We start from the raw sequence: 25,366 nt of genomic DNA, 5'->3' as shown, positions 1-25,366 counted from the left end.
GGCGCGCGTTGCAACGGCGCCTTGCGGACAAGTGCTCCATCGATCCTCTTGATGGAGACAAACATGCATCCGTTCAACGACATTCTTGTGCAATCTGCAGCGATCTTTCTCGAGCTTGCGACAAGCGAATTCATGCGATACATCCTCGCCGCTGCCGGGCTGCATTTGCTGCTCAGGACGCTGTTGAAACCGCTGGTGCAGCGGCGCAAGATCCGACCCGCCTGGCCGCCGAAAGGGCAGGTTCGGCGGGAAATCCTTGCCTCCATCCGATCCGTTCTTGTCTTTTCAATGCTCAGTCTCGGCGCGGTCTGGGCGGTCAAGGCCGGCTGGACGCAGGTTTACCGCGAGGCGGACGCCCATGGCTGGTTCTATTTCGGCATTTCGGTGTTGGTGCTGATTGTCGGCCATGACACATGGTTCTACTGGGTGCACCGGCTGCTGCACGACAAACGGCTCTATCAGAGCTGGCATCATCTGCATCACCGCAGCTTCAACCCGACGCCGTTCACCGCCTTTGCCTTCAACACGGGCGAGGCCTTTCTGCACGGGCTCTATGTCCCGCTCCTGATCCTGCTGCTGCCGGTCTCCTACCTCGCGCTGTTCGTCTTTTCGGTGCACATGATCGTGCGCAACACGGTCGGCCATTGCGGGGTCGAACTGTTTCCGGCAACACGCGCCGGCAGACCGCTTCTCGGCTGGTTGACCTCCGTCACCCACCATGACCTGCACCATGCCTCACCGGGCTGGAACTACGGTCTCTATTTCACGTTCTGGGACCGTCTGATGAAGACGGAACATCCGGATTACCTGAAACACTTTTCAGCGGCCGTACGGGCAGAGCCCATGAAGCGCGCAAGGCCGGTTGCGCTGTCGATCGCAATTGCTGCTTCCGTCTTCTGCGCGGCCGTGCTCTCCGGATCCGGTCGTGCGGAGGCGACTGAAACCGCCGCCCTGGAGACGATCTCCGGGCGTTGGGTGACGGAAGGCTATGGCGCCGTGGTGCGCCTGCAACCCTGCGACAAGGCGCCGATGGAACTCTGCGGCCGGCTTGATTGGATCTGGGGTCCGGCATCAGGCTCCTACCTTGGCATGGAGATGTTGTCTGGGTTTCGGTCGCAGGGTGCCGAATGGCGGGACGGCGAAATCACCATCCCGGGAAAAAGCCAGGTCTTCCGCAGCACCATCAAGGTGCTCGACCGCAACACGCTGAAGGTCCGGGGCTGTGCACTGGTTGTCTGCCGCAAACAGACCTGGCGGCGTCTTGAGAGCCTGCCGCATGTCGGGCTCAGGTGAGGTCGCCAGCGGAACTTTTGTCGCTTGGTCATGCCTTGGATTGCAGCGACAGGCCTGCAATGACGAAGGTGGAGGGGAAACAGTGCGCGCGAAACGTGGCTATCCGGCCAGCCAGCCGCGCGCCGCCTGCCAGAGAAGGTTCAGGGCAAGGGCCGTCATGACCCATTTGAAGCCGGTCTTGAAGGTTGCCTCGTTCATCTTGCCGAGCAGCCGGCTGCCGGCCAGCGTGCCGAGGAAACCGCTGGCGATCATCAGGACGATCAGCCCCGCCCACGGTGCAAAGGCGAAGCCAAGCAGGCCGAAGGCTATGATCTTGAAGACATGCATGGTCAGCGCGGTGATTGCCTGGTTGGCAACAAACTGACGCCGTTCCAGTCCAAGGGTCGACAGAACCGCACCGCCAATCGGTCCGGACGCACCGAAAAACATGGAGAGAAAGGTGGAGAGAAATCCCGCCACGGCCATGGCGCGCTTGCGGGCTCTGGCGAGTTTCGGCGGTTTGCCCCAGACCACCCAGAGCACAAATAGGCCGATCCCGGTCCTCAGGACTTCCGAGGGCAGTTCAACCGCGATGGAACCGCCGAGCGCCGCACCCAAAACAGCACCGGCTGAAAACCAGAGCGCAATCAGCCAGTCGACATGCTTGATCTGCACCAGCGCGCGGCCGGCATTGGAGCCGATCTGGACGACGCCATGAACCGGGACGAGGGCATTCGCAGGCATTACGGTGGCCATGACCGCGATCATGGCGATGCCGCCGCCAAGGCCGAGGGCGGCTGTCAGCGCCGAGGCAAAGAAGCTGACCACAACAAGCAGCAGGCTGGCGGCGACATGAAGTTCGGCCGGAAACAGTGAGAGACCCAGTTCGCTCACGTTACGACCATCTTTTCTTGGCGTAGTTGATGGCCTCGCGCACATCCAGCTTGCGGGTGGAATTGCCGCTGCGAATATAGAGCACGGAGGCCTTGTTCTCCTCCATGTAGACGGCGCGCGGCGCCGGGCGGATGATGATCATGGCAACATCCTTGCCGTCGACCTTGGCGAACACCGTGTGGAGATAGGGGCACAGGTCACCGCCAAGGGATCTGGAAACGATGTCGTTGACCGTGCGTTCGAAGGCGTCGAGGTCAGGGCTCTTCAGGGTGGATAGGTCCTTGTCCAGACCAAGCGGCCGGCCGGCATCGTCGACCCCGATCAGCAGGTTGCCGCCATCGGCGTTGAAGAAGCCGGCAAGCGTCTTGGCGATCACCTTCTCAAGACCGCGATTGACGCGGTTTTCCTGCACGTCCCAGCGCAGCGAGGACTTGAACTCGACCCGGTCGGTTTCGCCCCGTTTCAAGAGTTCAGGGATGAGTGCGGTCTGTTCTTCCCGCAGGGACTGATAGGCCTGCGATGTGCGCAGATAATTGCGGGAGAAGACGCCGAAGGCCAGACCGACAACGGCTCCCACCAGACTGTAGGCAAGCGCATCATCGAAGTGGCGCGGCAACAGCAGCAGCCAGAGCCGCGCGGAAAGAACTTCCGGCAAGGTTGGCGCGGTTTCAGAGAAATCCGTCAACTCCCACCAGAACACCACAAGGTACAAGGGATGGATGACAAGAACACCGACGATTGCGCCAACCAGGACATAGGTCAGCAGAAAGGGAAGCTTGAAAGGAGATAAGGACATTCAGTGAGCCCTGGAAGACGCTCAAAAAGACCCTCAGCTCGTACCCGAATTTTGCAGGCAAGTAAATCAGGGCCGCACGTCTGGAAAAGGCGCGGTCGCAATGCGATAGGGGAGCCGCGGTTTTTCGCCGCCGGCTCACCAGGTCCTTGGTCAGTCAGAACTGCCCTTCCAGGCGACTGATATGTCCGGTACCCGCAGGTCTGCCGGGAGTGTTTTTAGCCATCAGCCGTAAACGCCAGCTCGTCGAAATTGACGGGCAGCTTCAGTGCCCGATAACCGGTTGCGTCGCGCACGGCGTTTGCAAGGGCCGGAACGGTCGCGATCATAGGCGCCTGACCGGCGCCGGCCGGCGCCCTTGCACTGTCGCCGATAAATGCAATTTCAAACTTGGGGACATGTTCTAACGTCGGTGTCGGATAGTCGCCGAAGCGGCGCGCCGCCAGGCCGCCTCCCTCGATGGGAGCAGCTTCCATCAGCAACTGACCGATTGCCATCATTGCGCAGCCTTCGATCTGCGCCCTGACCTGGTCCGGACTTATGACAAGGCCGACATCCATGACAAAGGTGCACCGCTCAACCCGGATCATGCGCGTGTTGCGATCCACGACAACATCAAAGGCGGCAGCGACAAAGCTGTGTTCCTGATAGATGCCGCAGGAAAACCCCCGTCCAAACCCTTCCGTTCTCGGCACAGTCTGGTTGTCGCACATCGATTTGAGTTCTGCGAGACAGGCTTTGAGGCGTGCCTTGTCCGGACCGAGATTTCTCAACCGAATTTCGACCGGATCCAGCTTGAGTGCTCTGGCGAGTTCATCCATGGCACATTCGATGGCAAAGTTGTTGGGTCCGCCGCCGAGTGAGCGCCATTCACCAACATGAAACGGCAGTTCCACATCGCTCATCTCGATCCGCTGGCGTATCGCCCTGTAGGGCGGCTTGAGATTTCGGGCCGCGCCGAAATCATGCATGACCATACGCATGCCGGAGAGAAGCGGTTCGGATGCCATCAGTTCGGTGAGAAGGACATGGCCACTCACACAGGCGTGCCGCCAGTCGGTAATCCGGCCATTCCCGCCAGCGCGAATCTGCAAGCGATGCGACGAGGGCGGCCTTGTCCGGTCCGCCAGGAACTCGTCTTCGCGGGACCACGTAACCTTGACCGGGCGCTGCACGTGTTGCGCCAGCAACACGGCTTCGCGCACCACATCGTAAAGCACACGCCCACCAAACCCGCCTCCGACGCGCATTGGATGGATCGTGACCCGGTCTACCGGCCAGCCAAGATCGGTCGCCGCCTTTTTCCGGTTGACGAATTGGTCCTGAGTTCCGGTCCAAACATCGACAACCTCCCGCCCGTCGCGCCGGCTGAACTCCGCAACCGCCGTGCGTGGCTCCTGTGCCGCATGATGCAACACGGGTTGGTCAAAGCGCATGTCGACTGTCCAATCATTAGACAGATCCATATCGTCGTCAGTGATCGCGTGCTCAAGGTTTCCTTTGGCGAGTGCTGCGTCGACATCGATCATGGCCGCTATGTCTGCAGCGGAATAGGGATCAGGCCGATCCCAGGTCACTTGAACAAGGTCCATGGCACGGTTCAGCGCGCCGGGTGTTTCGGCGACCACGCCGACTAGGCCGCGCGGTTTGTCGACAACAACCTGGATAACGCCCGGAAGGTCCTGTGCGTCATTCCGGGCAACATCCCGGATGCGGGCATCCGGCGAGGGCGCTTGAACGGCCCGTCCGAATGCCATGTTCGGCCGCCGGATGTCGCCGGCAAAGACCGGGGCGCCGGTGACGATCTCTTCGGCCTGTACCTGAAGCGCGACCCGGCCGATTTGCCGCTTTTCGCGTTCAGGGTCGAACGCGTAAGAGGCGGCTGGCGGCAATTTGTCTGCCGACAGGATGAGATCAACCCCTTCAAGCGCGTCCGCATAGGAAATGAAAGCACCGCTTCTTTCCTGAAACCCCCCGACCGCGTCGTCTAGCCGATCGGGGGTCGTCCCGGCGACGGACGCAGCCCTGCGCCGGAGCTCTTCGCGCAACTGCGCCGCGGCATCGGCAAGCGGGCGTGCATGCAGGGCAATCGCCTGGCTGCCAGTCGTGAAGCGCATATGCGGAACGTCACTGGTTGAGGGGAACTCCACTTCCACATTGCTGCTGTCGACATTGAGCTCTTCCGCCACGATCTGGGCGAGGCCGAGAGACGAACCTTGCCCCATTTCATGAACCGGGCTCAGCATCGAAACCTGTCCATCGGCGCCGATCTTGAGCCAGGCCGCTTCCTGGAAGTCGGGCGTCGCGAGCGAGGGCAAAACCGGGAAGTACCGGCGCCCTGCCAGATAGGTGAGCGTGAGGCCGGCTGCGGCAGCGGCGCCACCTTTAAGCAGCCCTCGACGCGTTATCCGCCGTTTTGCTTTTGACATCACGACTTGCCTCGCATTTCACTGGCGGCGCGATGAATTGCCTTGAAAATGCGGGCCTGTGTGCCGCAGCGACACAAATTGGAACGCATTCGCTCTACGACCGATTGCTTGTCCGGTTCCGGGTTTTCTTCCAAAAGCGCGACGGCCTGCATGATCTGTCCAGCCTGGCAGTAACCGCATTGGGCCACTCTTTCGTCGAGCCAGGCGCGCTGGACCGGGTGAAGCCCGCCATTCGCCCCCGCGAGGCCTTCCAGGGTTCGGATATGTGCCGGAAAGGCCTCTGAAACCTGCATCTGACAGCTTCGCATCGCTTTGCCATCGACATGAACCACACAGGCTCCGCAATCTCCGTGCCCACAGCCAAATTTTGCGCCGACAAGACCCAGGAGCTCGCGCAATGTTGAAAGCAGTGTTTCATCCTGCCAGGTTTCCGGGATGTCGTGCAGGGAACCATTCACGTTGAGCTTCATACATTTGCCTTTCTTCTCAACGCTCCGGGCGGTGGCAGCGCGCAAGGTCAAGCTCACACGAAAGGCACCCGGCACGTTGTGCAGGTTGGACGCGCTGTTTGGTGATCTAAGGAAAAACCGGCAGGCCGGGTGTCGCCCGGTCGTTGGCAACTTGAGATCTAGAACCTATGTGAGAACTGCTTAGCACAATCGCCAAACGCTCGAATTATCATAGGATAAGAATCAATGAGCTTCCGGGAAACGCTGCTGTCTGCAGGTGTCGACATGAGTCCGGTCGAGGAATTTATTCAAAGAAAACGGTTCAATACTTCGGAAAGCGTCATTCAGCAGGGTGAATTCAACAAGAATATTTACAAGATCACGTCCGGCTTGATCAAATTGATATATGTTACGCGCAGCGGTTCCAGCTATACGAAATCGTTCCTTGAAACGGGGGCGATTTTTGCCTCCATGACATGTACGCTCGCCGGGGAGCCGTCTCGGTTTTCAGCTATTTGTCTAACGGATGTCGAAGTCGAAGAGTTGCCGGCCCACAAGTTCAGGGAACTCACGGACAGCGATCCGGCAATGCTCAGGTTCTCCAATCAAATGTTCCGCCGCCTCGCGCTTCGGAATGAGGAACGCGAATACGATTTCCTCTGTCTCAGCGCTGCAGAACGATACGAAAAGTTCCTGCGTGGCTCTCCCGGGCTTGCAAGGCAGCTCACGCAAATTGAGATTGCAGCCTATCTGGGTATCACGCCTGTATCGCTCAGCAGGATACGCGCAGGTCGAGCCGGGTGAACTGTCGGCTCACCCGGCAGGCTTGACGGCGGACTTGGCAGGTCGCCTGTACCCTGATCGCTTAACCCTACCTGTGGCTCTCTCAGGCAGCCGCAGGCAGAGCCGTTTCGACCAGTTTGACCCAATAGGAACAGCCGACCGGGATCAGCTCGTCGTTGAAATCATATTCAGGATGGTGGAGGCCGGCGCTGTTGCCGTTGCCGGCAAAGATGAAGGCGCCCGGGCGCTCTTCCAGCATGTAGGAGAAATCCTCGCCGCCCATCATCGGATCGATGTTGCGGTTGACCTTGCCGACACCGGCGATACCCTCTGCAATCTCGGCGGCAAAATCCGTCTGTTCGTCGTGGTTGGCCGTGACCGGATAGCCGCGACGGAATTCAAGCACCGCCTTGGCACCGAACGTATCGGCAACTGAGGAAACGATGGTCTCCATGCGGGCCTGCGCGAGGTCCCGCATTTCCGGGCTCAGGGTGCGGACCGTGCCACGCAGGAGCACTTCCTGCGGAATGACATTGAACGCATTGCCGGCCTGGAACACGGTCACGGAGACGACGACCGAGTCGAGCGGATTGGCATTGCGGCTGGCAATGGTCTGCAGGGCGGAAACCATCTGGGTGCCGACGACAATCGGATCGATGGTTTCATGCGGTTTGGCCGCATGGCCGCCCTTGCCGGTGATCTCGATGCGGAATTCGTCTGTGGCAGCCATGATCGGGCCCTTGCGGATGGCAAATTCGCCCACCGGCATGCCCGGGAAATTGTGCATGCCATAAACTTCCTCTATCGGCCAGCGGGTCATCAGACCGTCGTCGATCATGGCCTTGGCGCCGGCCCCGCCTTCTTCGGCCGGCTGGAAGATCACCACCACCGTGCCGTCGAAATTGCGGGTCTCGGAGAGATATTTGGCAGCGCCCAGCAGCATGGCGGTGTGACCGTCATGGCCGCAGGCATGCATCTTGCCCGGGATCTTGGAGGCGTAGTCCTTGCCGGTCGCTTCTTCGATCGGCAGGGCATCCATGTCGGCGCGCAGGCCGATGGTCTTGCCGGCACCGCCGTTGCGGCCCTTGATCACGCCGACCACACCGGTCTTGCCGATACCGGTCGCAATCTCGTCAACGCCAAAGCTTTGCAGCAGCTCGGAGACCTTTTCCGCCGTACGCACCGTCTCGTAAAGGACCTCCGGGTTTTCGTGAATGTCGCGACGCCACGCGGTGATCTCGTCGGCCAGATCTGCAAGGCGATTAACGATGGGCATGAAGGACTCCTGAAGATACGAAACGAAGGCGGGATAGGCATTCAAGCGGCTAACCTATCGCAAGCTGCAAAAAGGGGAAGTGGGGCTGAAGAAAAAAGTGATCACATTCCCACAACGGCACCAGTCTGTTTCTCTCTGGCTGGTGCGGGCGCATTATTTTTTCGCCAACCGATACACTCCGGTGCGTTTGATCTCGTTGTCTTCCAGTGCGCCGACCACCGGGACTGTGTAAGCCGCCAGTTCTTCAAGGCGGTCTTTCGGCAGGTAGGAGCGCCCCGGATCGCCAACCAGCACATCCGTACCGGCCTCCAGCAACCGATCCAGAAACGGAAGGACTCGATCGGCCATGGCCCTGTCGTAGAAGACATCGCCGCAAATCACCAGGTCGGCCTGCGGTACGGCAGCCTCTGTGATGTCGGCTGTTTCGATCGTCAGGGTAACCCCGTTCTCCGCCGCATTGAGGCTGGTTGCCACAAGCGCAAACGGATCGATATCCACGGCATGGCAGGCACTTGCGCCCGCCAGCATGGCGGCAATGCCGACGAGACCGGAGCCGCAGGCAAAATCCACAACACGCTTGCCCCTGACCAGGTCCGGTGTGTCGAGAATGTAGCGGGCCAGGCCCTGACCGCCCGCCCAGGCAAAGGCCCAGAAGGGGGGCGGCAGGCCGAGCTCGCCAAGCTCTTCTTCCGTCTTCTGCCACAGGTCCATGGCCTCGTCGGCAAGGTGGAGGCGGATTTCCTCAGCATGCGGGACGGGCTTGACCCGGGTTTCTCTGCGGATGAAGGCAACCGGATCCTCGATCTCCGGCATCTCAGGCGGGTTCTTTCAGCCCGCCCATTTCGCAGACAACCTTCCATTCCTCTTCGGTGACCGGCTGGACCGACAGACGCATGGAGGTGACCAGCGACATCTTTTCAAGGCGCGGTTCAGCCTTGACCTGGGCGAGGGTCACGGGACTGGGCATGTCGCGCACAGCCTTGAAGTCCACGCATTCCCAGCGCGGGTCGTCGGTGGTGGTGTCCGGATGGATCTCGCTGCAGACCTCGACGATGCCGACCACTTCCTTGCCGATGTTGGAATGGTAGAAAAACGCCTTGTCGCCGATTTCCATGGCCCGCATGTTGTTGCGCGCCTGGTAATTGCGGATGCCGTCCCACTGTTCGCCTTCGTCGCCCTTGGCCTTCTGCTGCTCCCAGGACCATTTGTCCGGTTCGGATTTGATCAGCCAGTACTGCACTTACGAGATCTCCGGATTCTTGATGGCCCAGTTCCAGGGGCGGATTTCGACACTCTCGAAGAGATCCGCTTTCGCATATGGATCTTCCTGGGAAATGGCGAGGATCTCGTCGCGGTTGGCCGCTTCGATCACCACGAGAGAGCCGGTCATTTTGCCGTCATCATCAAGGAACGGACCGGCGGCCTTGAGGCTGTCGCCCAGGCCTTTCAGAAAGTCGATATGGGCCGCGCGGTTGTCGAGGCGCGTCTGCAATGCACCGGGCTTGTCGGTGCAGATCAGGGCATAGAGCATGAAATGGTTCCCGAGTTAACGATTCTGGGTCGAACCTAGAGCGTTTCACGGTTAGTTTGAAGCCTTCTGTTTGCCGTCTGGCGAGAAGGATGCGCGGAGGGAAAACGGGTGACGGAAAACTGGCCGTGCGCCTGATGGATATCGGGAGACATTGCGCGGAGGTGCCGCCGTTTCAAAGTCCTTCCGTCTCGGATTTCAACGGCCGGGCCATCAGCGTATTGAGGGCGTCGTCGATACTGAGGTCCTCGTCGATCATCTGGGCAACGGTCTCGCAGATCGGCACATCCACTTCGTATTTGCGCGCCAGTTTGACGGCCACGCGGGCAGAATAAGCGCCTTCGGCAAGTTTGCCGCCGGCCGAAATCAGTTCCGAGGCCTTGAAGCCTTCGCCCAGCCGGAGACCGAACGAAAAGTTGCGGGACTGGCTGGACGAGCAGGTCAGGACCAGATCCCCGAGGCCGGAGAGCCCGGTCAGGGTTTCGCCCTGGGCCCCCATGGCGGTGCCCAGCCGGGTGAGTTCGGCAAAGCCGCGCGCTGTCAGGGCCGCCTGGGCACTGGCGCCAAGCTTGCGGCCGACAACGGCACCACAGGCAATTGCCAGAACGTTCTTCAGGGAGCCGCCGATCTGGGCGCCGAGAATGTCGATGGACGCATAAGGCCTGAAACAGGGCGATTGCAGCGCTTCGCAGAGGCTGAGGGCCGTCTTGGCCGAGTTCGCAGCCACAGTAACAGCGGTTGGCAGGCCGCGCGCCACATCGTCGGCGAAGCTCGGGCCGGAAAGAATGCCCGGCTCAATGCCTGGCAGTTCCTCACCCAGAACCTTGGACAGGAGCAGGCCGGAGGATTGTTCAATGCCCTTTGCACACAGGACAAGGGGACCGCGCACCTTTTCCGTCTTCTTCAACGCGCCCAGCATGGCACGTGTGGTCTGGGCCGGTGTCACCAGCAGAAGGGCATCGGCATCGGCAACGTCATCGAGAGAGCTCGTCGCTGACAAGTCCTCGTCAAAGGTGATGCCGGGCAGATAGCGCGGGTTCTGGCGTCTTGCGCGGATTTCAGAGACGGTGCCGGGATCCCGCGCCCATAGCCGGACGTCCCGGCCTGCGCGCGCAGCCGTCAGGGCCAGAGCCGTGCCCCAGGCGCCGCCACCAATGACGCCGACCGTCTTAATGGCCCCCATCGATCTGCCCTTCCATGCGCGTCCGTAGTGTTTCAAGTGGCGCTCCAAAACCTTCAAAAAAGAGGGTCTCGGCAGGTGCATCCTTTGCGAACAGATCAACCCAGAACAGGCGGAACCTGATCGGTGGACCGCCCGAGCTTGGTGAGGTTTCGAAATGTTCCCATTCTGTCGCAGGCTTTTTCCGGATCCGGCCGTGAAAATGCCGCTGTCGATGCACGCCGTCGAGACAATGGAGAACATTTTCGAAGATACGATCCTGATCGGCGAACGATTCGAGCGCGATATCCAATGAAAGTCCGGTCTCCTCGGCAAATTCGCGCCGGGCAGCGATCAGGTAGCTTTCGCCAGCGTTGAGCGTGCCGCCGGGAACCTGCAGCCCGACGTCCGGAAAATCCGGCTCGTCAAAAACGAGCAGTTCTGATCCGCAGGTAAGGTAGACGTAGGCCTTATGGTAGATCTGCAAAGTCAAGTCCTTGACATTAAACGGGTTCAGGCGGCTTTTCTCTGGTTCGGCAGTTTGCTGCGCAGCGTTTCCAAGGGCTCGCCGAAGGCAGCAAAGAAGTTTTCCCGGTCCTCGGCTTTGGGGCCAAAGAGGTCAATCCAGAAGAAGCGAAACCGAATCGGATCACCGCCATTGCTCGGATGCATCTCGAAATGTTCCCAGCTGTCCCTGGGCCGGTTCTGCAGGCAGACATGGTAGTTGCGCCGGATATGGCGTCCCTTCAGCGGTCTGCCTGAAGGCGCCTTGAACTGGCCTGTGGCAGGCATCGTCTCGAAGGGGAGATCCTGGCTGGAGAACTGTTCGAAGGCGACGTCCAGATCAAGCCCGGTCTCTTCGGCAAATTCTCTCATCGCGCCGTGCAGGAAGCTTTCGCCCGGGTCCACCGTGCCGCCTGGAACCTGCAATCCAAGCCAGGGCGTGTCCGGCTCGTCGAACACGAGGAGGTCGGTACCGCAGGTCAGGTAGACATAGGCCTTGTGATAGACGCGCATCTTTAAAAAACAGTCCTCGTTGCTGCCTGCCGCTTCGTAGCAGGCTGGGCGGTGCGGAAAAAGGGCAAGCGTGTGAATTTGCTGGTCTATTTCTTCGAAGACTGGGTGAGAGTTCATTTTCAAGTTAGAAAAATTATCGCAAAACAATAATTATTTGTTGATTTACCGGTTGAGGTTCCCTAGATACGCGGCGTCCGCCCGGACCGGCGGTGGATTGACCACTTTGGAGCGTTCCTTTGAAAACACCTTTCTCGAACCCGATGTTCCTTACGCCTTTTGCGATTCTCTTCGGACTGACGGCCTGCGGGCAGACCGGCTCGAATTACCGGCCGATCGTCGATGGCCCACTCGGCTATGCCTATGAAAACGATCTCGCACAGTGCAAACAGCTGGCCGAGCAGCGCGGGCTCTTCAATGACGAGACCAAGATGGCCGCGCTTGCCGGGGCCGCCATTGGCGGTGTTCTCGGCGCCGTCGAAGCAGAGGACAATACGGCGCCGGGCGGTGCGGTGGTTGGTGCACTGGCAGGGGGTGCCATTGGTGCCGGCGGAGGCGCGGTCAAGGCCCATGGCGAACGCAAGCAGATTGTCATGAACTGCATGGCCGGGCGTGGCCACCGCGTGGTTGGCTAACTCGTCCCGGTCAGACCTTCGCGCCTTTCTTGCCCGCGCCGAGCACGCCGGCATTGGCCGAATCCAGTGGCCAGCGCGGGCGCGGCGCAAGCGCCATGTCGTCGACCGGCCCCTGTTGCAGGCGCTCGATGCCGGCCCAGGCAATCATCGCGGCATTGTCGGTACACAGGTTGAGAGGCGGGGCGACGAACCGTGCTCCGGCTTCATCAGCTGCTGCCAGCAGGCTGCGGCGGATTTCCTGGTTTGCGGCAACGCCACCGGCTACCACGATCACCGGCTCGGCCTCCGGGTGGCGGGTGCTGAAGAGCTCCAGGGCCGATTTGGTGCGGGCCGCCAGGACATCGGAAACCGCCCGCTGGAAGGCGGCGCACAGATCCGCGATCGTCTGGTCGTCCACGGGCTCCAGCTTCTTGGCCTGGGTCCGAAGGGCCGTTTTCAGACCGGCAAAGGACATGTCGAGGCCGGGCCGATCAAGCAGAGGCCGCGGCAGCCTGAACCGGGTGACGTCGCCACTCACCGCCATTTTTTCAACATGGGGGCCGCCCGGATAAGGCAGGCCAAGCAGCTTGGCCGTCTTGTCGAAGGCTTCACCAATGGCGTCATCAATGGTGGTGCCGAGCCGTTCATAGTCGCCGACGCCGCGTACCAGCAGGAACTGGCTGTGGCCGCCGGAGACCAGCAGCAGCAGGAACGGGAAGTCCAGATCGTCGGTCAGGCGGGCCGTCAGGGCATGGCCTTCCAGGTGATTGACCCCGACAAGGGGTTTGTCGGCGGCCATGGCAATTGCCTTGGCGGTCATGAAGCCGACAATCACGCCGCCGATGAGACCAGGGCCGGCGGTGGCCGCGACCGCGTCGATGTCGTCCCAGTCACACCCGGCCTCGTTCATGGCCTCCGCAACGATCCGATCGAGAATCTCGATATGGGCGCGGGCAGCGATTTCCGGAACGACACCGCCGAACTCCGTGTGCTCGTCGATCTGCGAACGGATGGTGCTGGACAGGATTGTCCGGTCCCCAGGACCTCGCACGACGGCCGCCGCGGTTTCATCGCAACTCGTCTCAATTCCCAGGACCGTCAGTTTGGTCGCATTGTCTTTCGAATTGACTGAAGTCATTGGTATCGGTGCGGTGGCCTGTGATAGGACAGGTATCAAAGAACAAACATATGTCCGGCGTCCTGCCGGGCGTAGCATCTGGACGGTAAACCTTGCAATCAAATCCTTTGCGCATCGGCACCCGGGGCAGCGCGCTGGCGCTGGCACAGGCTCACGAAACCCGAGATCGGCTGATGGCCGCCCACGCGCTTTCCGAAGACGCGTTCGAGATCGTTGTCATCAAGACCTCCGGCGACCAGATCCAGGACCGGCCGCTGTCCGAAGTCGGCGGCAAGGGGCTTTTCACCAAGGAAATCGAGGAGGCGCTGCTCGACAAGCGCATCGATATTGCCGTGCATTCCTCCAAGGACATGCCGACTGTCCTGCCAGAGGGGCTGGCCTTGACGGCGTTTCTGCCGCGCGAAGACGTGCGCGATGCCTTCCTGTCTCCCAAGGCGAAAACGCTGACCGATCTGCCCCAAGGTGCGGTGGTCGGGTCCAGTTCGCTTCGCCGACAGGCGATGATCAAGCGGCTGCGTCCCGACATCGAGGTGGTCATGTATCGCGGCAATCTGCAGACTCGCCTGCGCAAGCTGTCTGAAGGCGCCGTCGATGCAACCTTGCTGGCTGCCGCGGGCCTCAGGCGTCTTGGTCTTGAATCGGAGATCACCAGCCTTCTGGAAATCGAAACGTTCCTGCCGGCCGTTGGGCAGGGCGCGATCTGCATCGAGAGTCGCGAAGGTGATGATGCGACGCTGACGCTGCTGGCCGCCATTCACGACAGGTCGACCCAGGTCCGGCTCGATGCAGAGCGGGCGTTTCTGGCCGTGCTCGACGGATCCTGCCGGACGCCGATCGGCGGCCTGGCAACGGTGGATGGCGGCACCTTGACCCTGAAGGGCGTTGTCCTGAAGCCGGACGGCTCGGAAGCGCATGAATCGTCCGCAAGCGGTCCTGTCGAGGATGCTGTCCGGATTGGCCGGTCGGTTGGCGAAGACCTGAAAACCCGGATGGGTCCGGGCTTCCTGGCGGAGGGCTGATCCGAAGATGCGGCTGCTGGTCACCCGGCCTGAACCGGATTGCAGACGCACGGCGGAGCGATTGCGGGCGCTGGGACACGTTGCCGACGAGGCACCGTTGCTGCGGCAAATCGACATTGCCCCGGCTGAACTCGATCTCGCAAATGTTGCAGCACTTGCCATATCAAGCCGGCGCACGGTCGCCGTCTTGACAGGCCATCCTCAAATTGGCGCCCTGCGCGGTCTGCCGGTATTTGCGGTTGGTAAGGCCACGGCGGACGCTGCCCGAGACGCCGGGTTCGACACTGTTCTGTCGGCCCAGGGAGATGTCGCAGCGCTTGCGCTGCTGATTCTCGACAGGAAGGAGGACCTCGGCGGCGGCAGGGTTCTTTATCCGGCGGCCACCGACCGGGCCGGAGATCTTGAAGGTCTGCTGGAAGCAGGAAATGTCTCCTGCCGGACTGTTGCCATTTACCGGATGGATCCGGTGCCGGACCTGCCGGACCCGGTTCTGAAGGCGCTGAAGGATGCCGCATATGACGGCATTCTGATCTATTCGAAACGTACGGCAGAAGCCTTGGCCGGGTTGCTTCGGGGGCACCGGCTTGACCACATTTTGCCCAAGTTGACGGTCTACGCCCTGTCGCAGCGGGCGGGTGCACCGCTTTCAAACGGAATGCGTGTGAAAGTGGCGGCCGCGCCAAATGAAAACGCGCTGCTGGATCTGGCGTTAACACAGTGTTAACCAGATCCGGGGGAGTCGTTCTTTTGCAGCGCGCAAAAGACTTTGCCGCAGCGGTACCGCTTCGCAAAGAGGTGTGTATAGTGAAGGTCTTGGGACCGGTAGGGTTCAGGAGGAGATGAGATGGCGACGGACAAAAAATCTTCGGGCGGGACATCTTCCTCAGGGGGAAGCGGTGCTGGATCTTCCGATAAATCCGGCAGCAGCTCGACGACTTCCAGCGGCTCGTCCAAGCGTCCGGTCACCATCGATCTGACGGCCGAAAAAGTAGGCGACAAACCGGGAATTTCCGGTTCGCCCTCCAGCACCTCCGCAGGCGGCGCCAAGCCAGGTGGTGCCGGTGCAGACAGCAAGCCCGCCTCGAGCAGTGCCAGCACCGCATCTAGCAGCCGCTCCGGAACACCGCCGACAGGATCGTCCAGCCAAAGTTCAACCCGCCCAGGCGGGACGACAAGCGCAACGTCCTCAGCTTCGAGCTCAACGTCTGCCGCGTCCGCAGCCGGCAAGTCTGCGGACACGAAAAGCACGTCGACCTCGTCTTCGGGCAAACCGTCTTCCACGGGGAGCACGACAAGTTCCCCGTCCAGCCGGCCGAGCTCGTCATCCAGCAGCAGCTCCAGCACTTCGAGTGCCTCACGCTCCTCTGGCTCGACCTCCTTTTCCAACCCGCCGGCCGCCGAAGAGCGCGGCGGCGTCGGTGCCTTTGGTGTCCTCATTGCAGCCGTCATTGGCGGAATTCTGGTGCTTGGGGGCGGGTTTGGCCTGTATCAGGCCGGGCTGGTCAAGCTCAACCCGGAGCAGAACCAGCAACTGACCAGCGCGCTGAGCGCAGCTGAAAGCAAGATCGCCGACCTGGAGGCCAAACTCGGCGATGTCACCGCCAGTGTCTCCAGCCAGGATGTCGGCACCGCCGTGTCGGCGCTGGAAGGCAAGGTGACGGAGCTGGAAGGCAAGCTCTCCGAGGCGGCCTCTGCTGCTTCCTCCGATCTCGCGCCGGCCGTCGAGGCGCTGAAACAGGACATGGAAGGTCTGCGCAGCGACCTGTCATCCGTGTCCGGTAACAGTGGTGACGGCACACCCGTTGACCTGAAGCCGCTCGAGGAGCGGATTGCAGCTCTTGAAACGTCCTCCCAGTCCCAGGCGCCTGTCGATCTGTCGCCGCTGGAGAAAAAGCTGACCGAACTGGAGACGAGTACCACGACGGCGTCTTCGGAAGCGGACAAGCTGTCCGGTTCTGTGACCGGTCTTGAGACCCAGCTGAGTGATCTGAAATCATCTCTGAGCGATGTCGAAACCCGGCTGTCCAACACCGAAGCAACGGCCAAGGCCGCCCAAACGGCGGTGTCCACCTCAGACGTGTCGTTGAAGACCCTGGCAGACAGCCAGGCCCGTGCGACCGAGACGCTGTCCAGCCTGTCCGCGGACATCAAGTCCGTCGGTGCCGCCAACACGGCCGCGCTGGAAAGCGTTCGTGCCGAGCTGGATGCCATCTCCAAGAGACTGGCAGCGGTCGAAGCCACAATGGGCGATGCAACGGCACGCGAGGTTGCGGCCCGGGCGCTGTCTGTCTCCGCGCTCAAGTCCGCGGTTGATTCCGGCCGTCCCTACGAAACCGAATTGGCGGCGGTGAAGGCCGGACTGCCGTCCGACATCGATCTGGCGGCGCTCGAAGCCCATGCCAAGACAGGTGTCGAACCGGTCTCCGTTCTGATCGCACAGTTTCCGCCGGTTGCGCGCAAGGTCTACCAGACCTTTTCCGAGCCGGACCGCTCCGGCGATGTCCTGGATAGCCTTCTGACCAGTGCGCAGTCGCTGATCACCGTGCGCCGGTCGGGCAGTGGCAGTGGCGACGGGCCGAACGCCGCATTGCAGCGTATGGAAAATGCGGTGAAATCCGGCGATCTTGCGTCCGCCCTGGCGGCCTACAAGGAACTGCCGGAAGCCGGACAGGCGGCTGCCAGCGACTGGGCTGCCCGCGCCGAAGCCCGCGTTGAAGTGGACAGCCTGACGGATAAGGCTTCGCAAGAAGTGCTGAACGCGCTGGCGAACAAAGACAGTTGAGTGTCCGCCGGAAGACTTTCCGACGGACAAGGAAATCAAGCGCCGGAATTGTCCGGCCGTCGCAGGGAGCGAACTGAATGATCCGCGTTCTGTTCTTTTTCGGCCTCTTGTTTCTCGCCGCCATGGGCTTTGCCTGGATGGCGGATCTGCCGGGGACGATCCAGATCTCCTGGCCGGTCTATGAAAACGGCGAGCAGGTCGGCACGGATATCTGGGAGCAATCGCCCGCGATTGTCGCCGTGGTGGTTGCCGTGCTGCTGGCCATCTTCCTGGCCGTGGTCTGGGCGATCCGGGTCGTTCTCAAGTCACCGCAGATTGCCAGCCGCTTTTTTCGCCGCCGGCGCAAGGACAAGGGCTACAACGCCCTGTCGCTTGGCCTGATCGCGCTCGGCACGGGCAATGCCAAGCTGGCGCGCCGCTACGCGGTTGATGCGGACCGGCTGCTGGAAGACGAACCTGCGGCCCGGCTGTTGCTGGCTCAGACCGCGCAGCTTGCAGGCCGGGACGACGAGGCGCGGCAGCGGTTTGAAGCGATGCTGGAGGATCCGGCAACCAAGGCGCTTGGGCTGCATGGTCTGTTTGTCGAAGCGGAACGTCACAAGGAACCCGTGGCCGCACGCCACTACGCGGAAGAAGCCGCAAAGACAGCGCCCGGGCTGGAGTGGGCCGGCAAGGCGGTGCTCGGCTACCAGGCTGTTGCCCATCACTGGGACGAGGCGCTGAAAACGCTGGAACGCAACTACGCCGCCAAGCTACTGGACAAGAAGTCCTACCGCCGTCAACGCGCGGTCATCCTGACGGCGCTGGCGCAAAAACTCGAAGACGGCGAGCCGGAGCGCGCCTTCTCGCTGGCCAAGGAAGCGCATGGGCTTGCGCTCGATCTGGTGCCGGCATCGGTCGTCACGTCTCGGCTTGCGACCCGCCGCGGCGACATCCGCAAGGCGTCCAAGGTACTGGAAGCGACATGGCGGCTTAATCCCCATCCGGATCTCGCCGAGACCTATGCACATGTTCGCACGGGCGATGCCGCCGTCGACCGGTTGAAGCGGGTTAAAGCTCTGTCGGCACAGCGGGCCAACACCGGGGAGGGGGCGATTGCGATTGCCCGAGCTGCCATCGAGGCGCGGGAATTTGACGAGGCGCGCAAGCAGCTGAAAAAGGTGCTGCAGTCCGAACCCACCCGGCAGGCCTTTGTGCTGATGGCGGAACTTGAAGAAGCCGAACATGGCGACAAGGGCCGGATGCGGGACTGGCTCGCCCGTGCGGTGACGGCCCCGATGGACAAGGTCTGGATGGCGGATGGTGTCATCTCCGCCGACTGGCAGGCCGTGTCGCCCGTTACCGGACGTATTGACGCCTTTCAGTGGGTAACGCCGGAAAGTCTTGCCGATAGCGAAGGCGCTGTGCTGGAAGACAGCCTGTTTGACGCTCCGGCCTTGCCGGCCAGCAGTCCGGCTCCTGCGGCACCGACTGTCGCCGCCGGTTCAACAGCCGAACCGGTTGAGGACGTTACCGAGGCTGTCGTGCTGGAGGCTGAGCCGGTAGACAGCGTCAAGGCATCCGCAAAGGAAACTTCGCCAAAAGCGCCGACCGGTAAGCAGGGCTATGAAGGCACGACGGATGACGTCAAATACAGTCCGTCCCTGTCAAACCTGCCTGATGCCGCAAGTGCGGCCGCAGAGCCGACTTTGGCTGAGGCGCCGGAAAAAGCAGGTGAAAAAGCCGACGCACCAAAGTCCGACCCTGTTGCCGATCCAAAACCGGACAGCAAAGCTGAGGCGGATGGTTCCAGCGTGGCATCTGCAAACTCCGAGGAAAGCGGCAAGGACGAAAAGGATGAAAAGGCTGCCGGCAAGGATGACATGAACCGGCCGATTGAATTTCCGCTGTCGCGCATGCCGGATGATCCCGGCCCGGATGACGAGGACGACGACAAGGCTCCCAAAACGCCGCGGCCCAGGTTTTTCAACTAGCGGCTATCGTTGCAGTTCGTTGGAATGCACGGTCCTACCGCCTCTGTTGCGAGGCGCATGAACTTCGGTCGGGAAACCGGCAATCGGCGCTTGCATCTGACGTCAAGCTCCGGTAATTAGCGGCGCACTCGGGCCTTGCTCGAGTCGCCGCGCAGATTGCGCGATGTCCGGTCCATTCCGGAACAAGCCGCTGTAGCTCAGATGGTAGAGCACGTCATTCGTAATGATGGGGTCGGGGGTTCGAGTCCCTTCAGCGGCACCACCTTTTCTTGCGCTATCGGCCTTCGGCCTGCTTGAGCGCGGTTTCAGTTCGCTCCGCTCACCTGTACCACTCTTTGTTGAGCTGATGGCTTTCGGCCTGGTTGAATGCGCTTCCAGTTCGTCTCACCTGCTCTTTTCTTTTGCACTACGGCATTCCGCGCTGCTTTCAAGAGCTGAGGCAAGAACAAGCGCTTGAACAGGAACTCGGCGAAAACTTGTGAATGCTTCTTGAATGCAGATCTGACGCAGGGCAAGCTTGGGAATGGTTCTGAGATCCGCGCTCCGGCTCCAATCGCTGGTCTTCCTGTTTTCCTGGCTTGCGATTGCCGCATGCAAGGGGCAGGCCTCTGCTGCTGAAGAGATCCGCCTTCATCTCAGTTACCTGCCACACAGGCTGACGGAAGACGCCAGCCGGCAATACGCGCTTCTGGTTGAGGAACTGCTTGCTGGAGCAAATATCAGCGTCGACCGGCAACTGGCGCCTCTCAAGCGCACCACGGCACTGTTCAAGGCCGATCCGGGGTCCTGCGTCTTTCCGGCGAATGTCGTTGCGCTCAATATGGGTGACAAAGCGTCGGAAGTTGTCGCGCTGGAGACCGTGGACATTGTTTCAGTGCGCCTCTACACCGCGCGTCAAAACAATGTCGGGGCAACGCTCGAGGACTTTGCACCCGAACGGGTCGGTTATATCCGGGGCTCCGGTGCGCTTCATCTCCTGGGACCGAACGCGGAGCGGTTTCGGGCAATCAATTCGGAAGAACAACTGATTTCCATGCTCGAACTCGGGCGCCTGGATGCCTTTCTGGGGCACCATCCGGACACGGCCCTGGCTCTGGACGATCTCGGAAAACCCGGCGCGCTTCACGCAGCTGCACTGCCGTTCAAGAACCTTGAATTTCGGGTTTCGTTTGTCTGTCACGACAATGAGACCGGTGAGCGATTTCTGAAATCCATCAATCCGCGGATCCGAGCGCTGCGCCGCAGCGGCCGTCTGGAGGAAATCCTGGGTCCGCACGCTGACCTGTTCGAAACGGATCGATCGGAAGAGAACGGGCCCTTAATCAAGTAGTTCTCAGCGAATTGGCCACATCTCGGTGTTTTTCTGCAATCTCAACTGGACAAATTCACAAGCTGACGTTAGGGCGGCCGGAAATGAACGCCAGGTGCGCGGCCAAGGCATAAAGAAAGCCATGGAATCAAGTTGCGAGCTTTCCACGAAGACAACTTGCAAGGCACCGCTGTGAAAGGCAGACTTGGAACATGATCTTTGGCTTGGGCAAAGCGGGCTTCGGGCTCTTCTTGTCTTTTGTCTGGCTTGCCTGCCCGGCAACTGTCCCCACTGCACGTGCCGCCGAAGATGTCACGCTTTACCTCAACCAGCTGCCACACCGACTGGTCCCTGGCACCGGCCAGCAATATGACGGTTTCCTCAAGGAACTGATGCAGGACATCGCTGTCAGGGTGTCGCTGAAACCGGGTCCACTGGTACGGTCCAAGACGAATTTCCTGCAGGATCCGTCCTCCTGTCTGTTCCCGACCAATATCAGAGCGCTGAGGATCGGGAGCAAAGCCGACACGCTGTTGTCTTCAGAACAGGTGGATGTGGTTTCGCTGCGACTTTACACGCGCAGCAAACGGCCGGGGAACATTGAGATCGGCGATTTTGCACCGGAGCGTGTCGGTTACATTCGAGGGTCCGGCGCAGTCCAGCCGCTGGGACCCAATGCAGACAGGTTTCTTGCGATCGATTCAGAAGAACAGTTGATCCGGATGCTTGAGCTTAATCGCATCGATGCGTTTCTTGGGCACCATCCGGACACGGCACTTGCACTCGAAGAGCTGAACAAGCCGGATGCTCTCCATGTCAGTCCGCTGCCGGTCAAAAAGCTGCGCTTCAAGGTGACCTTCATCTGCCACGACACGGAAACGGGCAGACAGTTTATTTCAGCCGTCAACCCGCTCATCCTGAAGATGCGCCTTGATGGCCGGATGAGGGCAATTCTGGGTCCTCATGCAGAGTTCCGGTTTTCCGAGGAAACGCAGGATGATCGTCCGCTGACGGAGTAGGCTCTGAGTCGGTGAATGTGAAAAATTGACCGATTAGTCGAGTTTGCATCAGTATATTTCACTAATAATTTGCGAGCACATTACGATATATTTGGTGGTTCATGTAAAGTGTATGTCTATCTCAGGTTGAAATTTGTAATACAAGTCGCAGTAACCAAAAATATACAATTGTTTAGCTATTATACTTGTCAATTTAGACAAGCCTCACAGCCCTGAGCGCGTGGTACCCAAGAGGTAAGAGACCTTGCTGCACAAAATGATCCGCGTTCTCGTCGCAGACGACAGCGCCATCGCGCGCGAAGTTGTCAACGAAGGCATCAAACCGCATCGGAACAACCGCTACATCGAAGTCGACAATGTGGACAATGGCCAGTCTGCGCTGGAGCTCCTGAAACGCAAACAAGTCGATATTGCATTTGTCGACATCAACATGCCCGGGCTCAACGGTCCGGAAGTGGTTGCTGCCATGCGCGACACGAAATCGATCGACTGTCTCACGGTGGCTATGTCGAGTGATCTGGATGCTCGGGCGGAAACCGTGTTCAAGCAGTTCGGCGCCTATCATTTCCTGCGCAAGCCGTTCAGGCAGGAAGACGTTTCCGAAGTTATCGCCACCTATATGACCATGACGACGACCTATCCGATCCTGATCGTCGATGACAGTGCGACCATGCGCAAGCTGACCCGGAAAATCCTGGAGAACAGCCGGTTCGATTTCGAGATTTCAGAAGCGGACAGTGCTCAGGCCGCCTTGCGTGCCCTGGCCTCCGGCAAGTTCAAGCTGGTGCTCACCGATTTCCATATGCCGGGTGTTGACGGCATCGAGCTGGCGGGTTCCATCCGGGACCTGTCCAGCAAGATCGGCATTTACATGATGTCGACCAACGAGACCTCCTATCTGGAACGCTCAGCGGCCTTTGTCGGTATTTCAGGGTTCTTGAAGAAGCCGTTCAATGCAGACGATATTGACACTGTCATGCACGAGTTCCTGGAGCTGGATACGCCGAAGTTCGGGAAGGTCCGTGACATGTTCAGCTTCATGGAGCGTGAACGCAAAGCGTCCTGAGCGGCCATTGTTTCCAATTTGACCTAAAGTGTTCCGGCTGCGGTTTGCGGCTTGGTTACATTGATTTTGGATAGTTTGAACGTTTGCTTGATTTGAGTAGGCCCAGTTGATTCAATAGAAGAATCAGGAAGTCTCCCTTTAGTTCGTATCGGTTTTACCTGTTTGAACGCATGGAGAGCGGTGTGGGCAAAACAGCTAAACTTGAATTTGTTCGTCGGGTGTTGCCGCTCTGTCTGAGCGTTCTCGGCATTGTCGGTGGTTATTTCTTCATATCCGTGCTGAGCAGCCTTCTTTGTCTGGTCGCGGCGGGGGGAATCTATGCGGCCTTGCCACGGCCGAAGGCACCGTCAGGGGCCGTCAAGCCGGTCTGCGAGCCTTCGGTCGTCACGCTTGACGCCATTGGCATGGTTCTCGGCATCGTGTTCTTTTCCATCGCGCTGATCGGCATGAGCGCCTGGGGCGGAGCGGCTGCCCTTGCGGCCCTGATCTGTCTAGGCCCGGCGTCACTTTCACTGGTGCTGTTCACGGTCGCAGTTCGCCAGGAAACCTCCTGGGTCCGTTTCCTGAGCAACGGCTTCGAATTTACCCAGTTCGGTCTCAAGGTCCGGGTGATGTATGAGGATCTGAAAACAATCGACGTCCGGCAATGGGAAGCTTCGGGCTGGGTGGCCTGGTTTCAGTCGACAATCGGCTCCAGCGGGCCACGGTCCGCCGTTCTCCTGAATGGTGCTCAAAGCACCAAGACGCTGGTGTTCAAGCGCAGCGACGGCGCCAAGTTCACGATCTCCTCCGAGTTGGTCCCCGATCTGCAGCGGGTTCTGATCAATATCGACCGGGCCGGCGTCGAATTGCCGGACGTGATCAGCGATTATCAGCGCAAGAAGATCCGCCAGCGCCGTGAGCGCATGTATGGCGGACCGGAGCGAGAACCTCCGGTTTCGGAAGAAAAGCAGGTGGCGCGCATTGCTGCACTGATCGAGCATGCAAGGCGCAGCGCAGGGCAGTAAGGCCGGTGTTCTGAATGGCCGGATACCGCTTCTCCAGGGTTTCCTAAAACTCCACAGCTTCTTGCGGATGACGGCGGCACAATGAGGTGCCTCCTCGGGAGGGTGGTTGGCTTTTCCGCCACCGCCTCACCGCTGGGGTGTCGCTACTTCACCACCCAGTCCGGTTTGCGCTTCTCGAAGAAGGCCGAGATGCCCTCTCGGGCTTCCGGTGTCTCCCAGGTGTCGGCGAGGCGGCGGATGGTGTCGTCGATGACCGCATCGGTGATCGGTGTGCCGAGACTGCGGGCAAGCGCCTTGGAGGCGGCGACCGCCGCCGGTGCTGCGCCGAGATAGGGTTTGATTTCCGCCTCGATGGTGCCATCGAGCTCATCTTCGCTGACCACCTTCGCGGCAAGATCCAGGTCCCTGGCTTCGTCTGCTCCGAAGATCCGCGCCGACATGAAGACGCGGCGTGCCTTGCCTTCTCCCATACGGGCCAGAACGTAAGGGCTGATGGTTGCGGGGATAAGTCCAAGTCGGACTTCTGTCAGGCCGAATTTGGCGCTGTCGACCGCGACCACGGTGTCACAGACACTCATCATGCCAATGCCGCCACCAAAGGCCTGTCCCTGGACGCGCCCGATCAAGGGTTTGGGCAACTCGTTCAGGGCTTTCAGCATCATGGCCAGCTTGCGGGCTTCGGCCATGCGTGTTTCGCGGTCGGCCTCGAACTGTTCGCGCATCCAGCCGAGATCGCCTCCGGCGCAGAAGCTGGCGCCGGCGCCCGTCAGAACAACCACGCGCACTGCATCGTCGGCTTCAAGTTGTGCGGCAGCCCGGGTAAGCTCGTCGATCATCTGCGCTGAAAGGGAATTGTGTTTGTCCGGCCTGTTGAGCGTCAGCGTGGCCACGCCGCGCGGGTCGGTCGCCAGGGTGAGGGTCTCAAAACTCATGCATCCACACTCCTCAAGGTCTTCGCGAAATTGGCGACTTCAGACAAGAGATCCCGCTTGAGGTCGGTTTTGAAACCTTTCTCGACAAGCAGGTCCACAACAGCCTCGGTTGCCACATTGCCCTTGGCGCCTGGCGCGTAGGGACAACCACCTAGGCCGCCAATGGCGCTGTCGAAGGTTCGGACGCCCTTTTCCAGACTGACGGCAATATTGTCCAGGGCCCGGCTCTTGGTGTCGTGATAGTGGCCGGCAAGCTTGTCTGCCGGGACCACCTCCAGCACGGCATCCAGCATACGGGCAATGGTGTCCGGGGTAGCGGCGCCGATCGTGTCCCCGAGCGAAATCTCGTAACAGCCCAGTTCGAACAGAAGGCCTGCGACTTCGGCCACTTTTTCCGGTGGTGTCGGGCCGTCATAGGGACAGTCGATGACACAGGACACATATCCGCGCACGGGCATGTCGTCCTGCTGGGCCTTCTCCAGAAGCGGTTTGAACCGTTCGATGCTTTCCGCCACGGAGCAGTTGATGTTCTTCTTGGAAAACCCTTCCGAGGCTGAGCCAAAGATCGCGACTTCGTCAACGGACGCCCGGCGTGCCGCCGTATAGCCCTTCACGTTGGGCGTCAGGGCCGTGTAGACTACCGCCGGATGCCGATAGATCCCTTCCATCACCTCCAGAGCGTCGGCCATCTGGGGCACCCATTTGGGGCTGACGAAGCTGGTCACCTCGATCTTGCGAAAACCGCAGGCGGACAGGCGGTCGACGAGCTCGATCTTCTGTGCGGTCGGCACAAACAGCTTTTCGTTCTGCAGGCCGTCGCGGGGACCCATTTCAAAAAGGGTGACAAAATCGGACATGATGTTCTGCTCTGAGTTCTCTTGAGGCAAGTTGTGTTGGCGGTGATTTGTCT

General features: G+C 60.4%; 26 protein-coding genes and 1 tRNA gene. 12 read left to right on the top strand and 15 right to left on the bottom strand.

Annotation, left to right across the window (positions count from 1 at the left end; all coding sequences use genetic code 11):
- Nucleotides 1–63 precede the first annotated feature (63 nt).
- A complete protein-coding gene (locus ACO6TG_RS12870) occupies nt 64–1,293 on the top strand; it encodes a sterol desaturase family protein (RefSeq protein ID WP_422378530.1) in 1,230 nt (409 codons plus the stop codon).
- A gap of 99 nt (nt 1,294–1,392) precedes the next feature.
- Here ACO6TG_RS12870 and ACO6TG_RS12865 read toward each other — a convergent pair whose 3' ends face one another.
- The 4 genes from ACO6TG_RS12865 to ACO6TG_RS12850 all read right to left on the bottom strand — a co-directional run bounded on the left by ACO6TG_RS12865 (nt 1,393) and on the right by ACO6TG_RS12850 (nt 5,858).
- Nucleotides 1,393–2,166: a sulfite exporter TauE/SafE family protein gene (locus ACO6TG_RS12865; RefSeq protein ID WP_422378529.1), complete on the bottom strand. Its 774-nt coding sequence runs from the start codon at nt 2,164–2,166 to the stop codon at nt 1,393–1,395.
- A 1-nt stretch (nt 2,167) separates the two neighbouring features.
- Entirely contained in the window at nt 2,168–2,962 is a 795-nt protein-coding gene (locus ACO6TG_RS12860; protein ID WP_422378528.1) for a helix-turn-helix domain-containing protein, read from the bottom strand.
- A gap of 215 nt (nt 2,963–3,177) precedes the next feature.
- Nucleotides 3,178–5,388 carry a molybdopterin cofactor-binding domain-containing protein gene (locus ACO6TG_RS12855; protein WP_422378527.1) on the bottom strand — a complete coding sequence of 737 codons (2,211 nt, stop codon included), beginning with the start codon at nt 5,386–5,388 and terminating at the stop codon, nt 3,178–3,180.
- Nucleotides 5,388–5,858, bottom strand: a complete 471-nt coding sequence (locus ACO6TG_RS12850; RefSeq protein WP_422378526.1) for a (2Fe-2S)-binding protein — start codon at nt 5,856–5,858, stop codon at nt 5,388–5,390. The genes ACO6TG_RS12855 and ACO6TG_RS12850 overlap by 1 nt, the downstream gene beginning before the upstream one ends.
- Nucleotides 5,859–6,083: 225 nt before the next feature.
- Here ACO6TG_RS12850 and ACO6TG_RS12845 point away from each other — a divergent pair, with 225 nt between their 5' ends.
- Nucleotides 6,084–6,641: a Crp/Fnr family transcriptional regulator gene (locus tag ACO6TG_RS12845; RefSeq protein WP_422378525.1), complete on the top strand. Its 558-nt coding sequence runs from the start codon at nt 6,084–6,086 to the stop codon at nt 6,639–6,641.
- Nucleotides 6,642–6,723: 82 nt separating this feature from the next.
- Here ACO6TG_RS12845 and ACO6TG_RS12840 read toward each other — a convergent pair whose 3' ends face one another.
- The 7 genes from ACO6TG_RS12840 to ACO6TG_RS12810 form a co-directional block, all read right to left on the bottom strand.
- Nucleotides 6,724–7,896 carry a M20 aminoacylase family protein gene (locus ACO6TG_RS12840; RefSeq protein ID WP_422378524.1) on the bottom strand — a complete coding sequence of 391 codons (1,173 nt, stop codon included), beginning with the start codon at nt 7,894–7,896 and terminating at the stop codon, nt 6,724–6,726.
- Between the two features lie 153 nt (nt 7,897–8,049).
- On the bottom strand, nt 8,050–8,709 hold the full coding sequence (locus ACO6TG_RS12835) for a class I SAM-dependent methyltransferase (RefSeq protein WP_422378523.1): 660 nt from the start codon (nt 8,707–8,709) through the stop codon (nt 8,050–8,052).
- Between the two features lies 1 nt (nt 8,710).
- The gene (locus ACO6TG_RS12830; RefSeq protein ID WP_094072716.1) at nt 8,711–9,136 is read right to left on the bottom strand and encodes an EVE domain-containing protein; all 426 of its coding nucleotides are present in this window, start codon (nt 9,134–9,136) and stop codon (nt 8,711–8,713) included.
- Nucleotides 9,137–9,427, bottom strand: coding sequence for a YciI-like protein (locus ACO6TG_RS12825; protein ID WP_422378522.1), 291 nt, complete (start codon nt 9,425–9,427; stop codon nt 9,137–9,139).
- Nucleotides 9,428–9,599: 172 nt separating this feature from the next.
- Complete coding sequence (locus ACO6TG_RS12820; protein WP_422378521.1) at nt 9,600–10,607, bottom strand: NAD(P)H-dependent glycerol-3-phosphate dehydrogenase; 1,008 nt, start codon at nt 10,605–10,607, stop codon at nt 9,600–9,602.
- Nucleotides 10,594–11,076 carry an NUDIX hydrolase gene (locus ACO6TG_RS12815; RefSeq protein ID WP_422378520.1) on the bottom strand — a complete coding sequence of 161 codons (483 nt, stop codon included), beginning with the start codon at nt 11,074–11,076 and terminating at the stop codon, nt 10,594–10,596. Before ACO6TG_RS12815 ends, ACO6TG_RS12820 begins: the two co-directional genes overlap by 14 nt.
- A 20-nt stretch (nt 11,077–11,096) precedes the next feature.
- A complete protein-coding gene (locus tag ACO6TG_RS12810) occupies nt 11,097–11,600 on the bottom strand; it encodes an NUDIX hydrolase (protein WP_422378519.1) in 504 nt (167 codons plus the stop codon).
- Nucleotides 11,601–11,836: 236 nt separating this feature from the next.
- On the opposite strand from ACO6TG_RS12810, the gene ACO6TG_RS12805 reads away from it, so the two are divergent.
- Complete coding sequence (locus tag ACO6TG_RS12805; RefSeq protein WP_422378518.1) at nt 11,837–12,232, top strand: hypothetical protein; 396 nt, start codon at nt 11,837–11,839, stop codon at nt 12,230–12,232.
- A gap of 10 nt (nt 12,233–12,242) precedes the next feature.
- Here ACO6TG_RS12805 and tsaD read toward each other — a convergent pair whose 3' ends face one another.
- Nucleotides 12,243–13,313 (bottom strand): tRNA (adenosine(37)-N6)-threonylcarbamoyltransferase complex transferase subunit TsaD, encoded by a 1,071-nt coding sequence (gene tsaD, locus ACO6TG_RS12800; protein WP_422378875.1) that lies wholly within the window; start codon nt 13,311–13,313, stop codon nt 12,243–12,245.
- Nucleotides 13,314–13,441: 128 nt separating this feature from the next.
- On the opposite strand from tsaD, the gene hemC reads away from it, so the two are divergent.
- Nucleotides 13,442–14,368: a hydroxymethylbilane synthase gene (hemC, locus tag ACO6TG_RS12795; protein WP_422378517.1), complete on the top strand. Its 927-nt coding sequence runs from the start codon at nt 13,442–13,444 to the stop codon at nt 14,366–14,368.
- Between the two features lie 7 nt (nt 14,369–14,375).
- Nucleotides 14,376–15,092 carry a uroporphyrinogen-III synthase gene (locus ACO6TG_RS12790; RefSeq protein ID WP_422378516.1) on the top strand — a complete coding sequence of 239 codons (717 nt, stop codon included), beginning with the start codon at nt 14,376–14,378 and terminating at the stop codon, nt 15,090–15,092.
- Here the strand turns inward: ACO6TG_RS12790 and ACO6TG_RS12785 are convergent.
- The gene (locus tag ACO6TG_RS12785; protein WP_422378515.1) at nt 15,089–15,805 is read right to left on the bottom strand and encodes a hypothetical protein; all 717 of its coding nucleotides are present in this window, start codon (nt 15,803–15,805) and stop codon (nt 15,089–15,091) included. The two genes, ACO6TG_RS12790 and ACO6TG_RS12785, sit on opposite strands and share 4 nt — an antisense overlap.
- A 25-nt stretch (nt 15,806–15,830) precedes the next feature.
- Here ACO6TG_RS12785 and ACO6TG_RS12780 point away from each other — a divergent pair, with 25 nt between their 5' ends.
- The 7 genes from ACO6TG_RS12780 to ACO6TG_RS12750 all read left to right on the top strand — a co-directional run bounded on the left by ACO6TG_RS12780 (nt 15,831) and on the right by ACO6TG_RS12750 (nt 23,524).
- Nucleotides 15,831–17,150 (top strand): COG4223 family protein, encoded by a 1,320-nt coding sequence (locus ACO6TG_RS12780; protein WP_422378514.1) that lies wholly within the window; start codon nt 15,831–15,833, stop codon nt 17,148–17,150.
- Nucleotides 17,151–17,227: 77 nt separating this feature from the next.
- Nucleotides 17,228–19,123, top strand: coding sequence for a heme biosynthesis HemY N-terminal domain-containing protein (locus ACO6TG_RS12775; protein WP_422378513.1), 1,896 nt, complete (start codon nt 17,228–17,230; stop codon nt 19,121–19,123).
- A gap of 186 nt (nt 19,124–19,309) precedes the next feature.
- Nucleotides 19,310–19,385: transfer RNA gene (locus tag ACO6TG_RS12770), tRNA-Thr, on the top strand.
- A gap of 261 nt (nt 19,386–19,646) precedes the next feature.
- Nucleotides 19,647–20,453, top strand: coding sequence for a hypothetical protein (locus ACO6TG_RS12765; RefSeq protein ID WP_422378512.1), 807 nt, complete (start codon nt 19,647–19,649; stop codon nt 20,451–20,453).
- A 191-nt stretch (nt 20,454–20,644) separates the two neighbouring features.
- The gene (locus tag ACO6TG_RS12760) at nt 20,645–21,451 is read left to right on the top strand and encodes a hypothetical protein (RefSeq protein ID WP_422378511.1); all 807 of its coding nucleotides are present in this window, start codon (nt 20,645–20,647) and stop codon (nt 21,449–21,451) included.
- A 244-nt stretch (nt 21,452–21,695) separates the two neighbouring features.
- Nucleotides 21,696–22,517, top strand: a complete 822-nt coding sequence (locus ACO6TG_RS12755; RefSeq protein ID WP_422378510.1) for a response regulator — start codon at nt 21,696–21,698, stop codon at nt 22,515–22,517.
- A 182-nt stretch (nt 22,518–22,699) separates the two neighbouring features.
- Nucleotides 22,700–23,524, top strand: coding sequence for a hypothetical protein (locus ACO6TG_RS12750; protein WP_422378509.1), 825 nt, complete (start codon nt 22,700–22,702; stop codon nt 23,522–23,524).
- Nucleotides 23,525–23,667: 143 nt separating this feature from the next.
- On the opposite strand, the gene ACO6TG_RS12745 is transcribed toward ACO6TG_RS12750, so the two are convergent.
- Together ACO6TG_RS12745 and ACO6TG_RS12740 are read right to left on the bottom strand one after the other, a co-directional pair.
- Nucleotides 23,668–24,456 carry a crotonase/enoyl-CoA hydratase family protein gene (locus tag ACO6TG_RS12745; RefSeq protein WP_422378508.1) on the bottom strand — a complete coding sequence of 263 codons (789 nt, stop codon included), beginning with the start codon at nt 24,454–24,456 and terminating at the stop codon, nt 23,668–23,670.
- Complete coding sequence (locus ACO6TG_RS12740; RefSeq protein WP_422378507.1) at nt 24,453–25,313, bottom strand: hydroxymethylglutaryl-CoA lyase; 861 nt, start codon at nt 25,311–25,313, stop codon at nt 24,453–24,455. The genes ACO6TG_RS12745 and ACO6TG_RS12740 overlap by 4 nt, the downstream gene beginning before the upstream one ends.
- Nucleotides 25,314–25,366: the final 53 nt, after the last annotated feature.

Source organism: Roseibium sp. (genome assembly GCF_965233565.1).
Classification (GTDB): domain Bacteria; phylum Pseudomonadota; class Alphaproteobacteria; order Rhizobiales; family Stappiaceae; genus Roseibium.
Note: the sequence above shows the minus strand (reverse complement) of the source record. Positions and strands in the feature narration are given on the sequence as shown.

Bases quoted from the DNA above. Each gene is read 5' to 3' on its own strand.
- ACO6TG_RS12745 (WP_422378508.1), bottom strand. From the start codon at position 24,456: ATGAGTTTTGAGACCCTCACCCTGGCGACCGACCCGCGCGGCGTGGCC.
- ACO6TG_RS12760 (WP_422378511.1), top strand. From the start codon at position 20,645: ATGATCTTTGGCTTGGGCAAAGCGGGCTTCGGGCTCTTCTTGTCTTTT.
- ACO6TG_RS12860 (WP_422378528.1), bottom strand. From the start codon at position 2,962: ATGTCCTTATCTCCTTTCAAGCTTCCCTTTCTGCTGACCTATGTCCTG.
- ACO6TG_RS12845 (WP_422378525.1), top strand. From the start codon at position 6,084: ATGAGCTTCCGGGAAACGCTGCTGTCTGCAGGTGTCGACATGAGTCCG.
- ACO6TG_RS12810 (WP_422378519.1), bottom strand. From the start codon at position 11,600: ATGCGCGTCTATCACAAGGCCTATGTCTACCTGACCTGCGGTACCGAC.
- ACO6TG_RS12840 (WP_422378524.1), bottom strand. From the start codon at position 7,896: ATGCCCATCGTTAATCGCCTTGCAGATCTGGCCGACGAGATCACCGCG.
- ACO6TG_RS12820 (WP_422378521.1), bottom strand. From the start codon at position 10,607: ATGGGGGCCATTAAGACGGTCGGCGTCATTGGTGGCGGCGCCTGGGGC.
- ACO6TG_RS12775 (WP_422378513.1), top strand. From the start codon at position 17,228: ATGATCCGCGTTCTGTTCTTTTTCGGCCTCTTGTTTCTCGCCGCCATG.
- ACO6TG_RS12790 (WP_422378516.1), top strand. From the start codon at position 14,376: ATGCGGCTGCTGGTCACCCGGCCTGAACCGGATTGCAGACGCACGGCG.
- ACO6TG_RS12870 (WP_422378530.1), top strand. From the start codon at position 64: ATGCATCCGTTCAACGACATTCTTGTGCAATCTGCAGCGATCTTTCTC.
- ACO6TG_RS12855 (WP_422378527.1), bottom strand. From the start codon at position 5,388: ATGTCAAAAGCAAAACGGCGGATAACGCGTCGAGGGCTGCTTAAAGGT.
- ACO6TG_RS12825 (WP_422378522.1), bottom strand. From the start codon at position 9,427: ATGCTCTATGCCCTGATCTGCACCGACAAGCCCGGTGCATTGCAGACG.
- ACO6TG_RS12740 (WP_422378507.1), bottom strand. From the start codon at position 25,313: ATGTCCGATTTTGTCACCCTTTTTGAAATGGGTCCCCGCGACGGCCTG.
- ACO6TG_RS12835 (WP_422378523.1), bottom strand. From the start codon at position 8,709: ATGCCGGAGATCGAGGATCCGGTTGCCTTCATCCGCAGAGAAACCCGG.
- ACO6TG_RS12785 (WP_422378515.1), bottom strand. From the start codon at position 15,805: ATGAGGACACCAAAGGCACCGACGCCGCCGCGCTCTTCGGCGGCCGGC.
- ACO6TG_RS12765 (WP_422378512.1), top strand. From the start codon at position 19,647: ATGGTTCTGAGATCCGCGCTCCGGCTCCAATCGCTGGTCTTCCTGTTT.
- ACO6TG_RS12850 (WP_422378526.1), bottom strand. From the start codon at position 5,858: ATGAAGCTCAACGTGAATGGTTCCCTGCACGACATCCCGGAAACCTGG.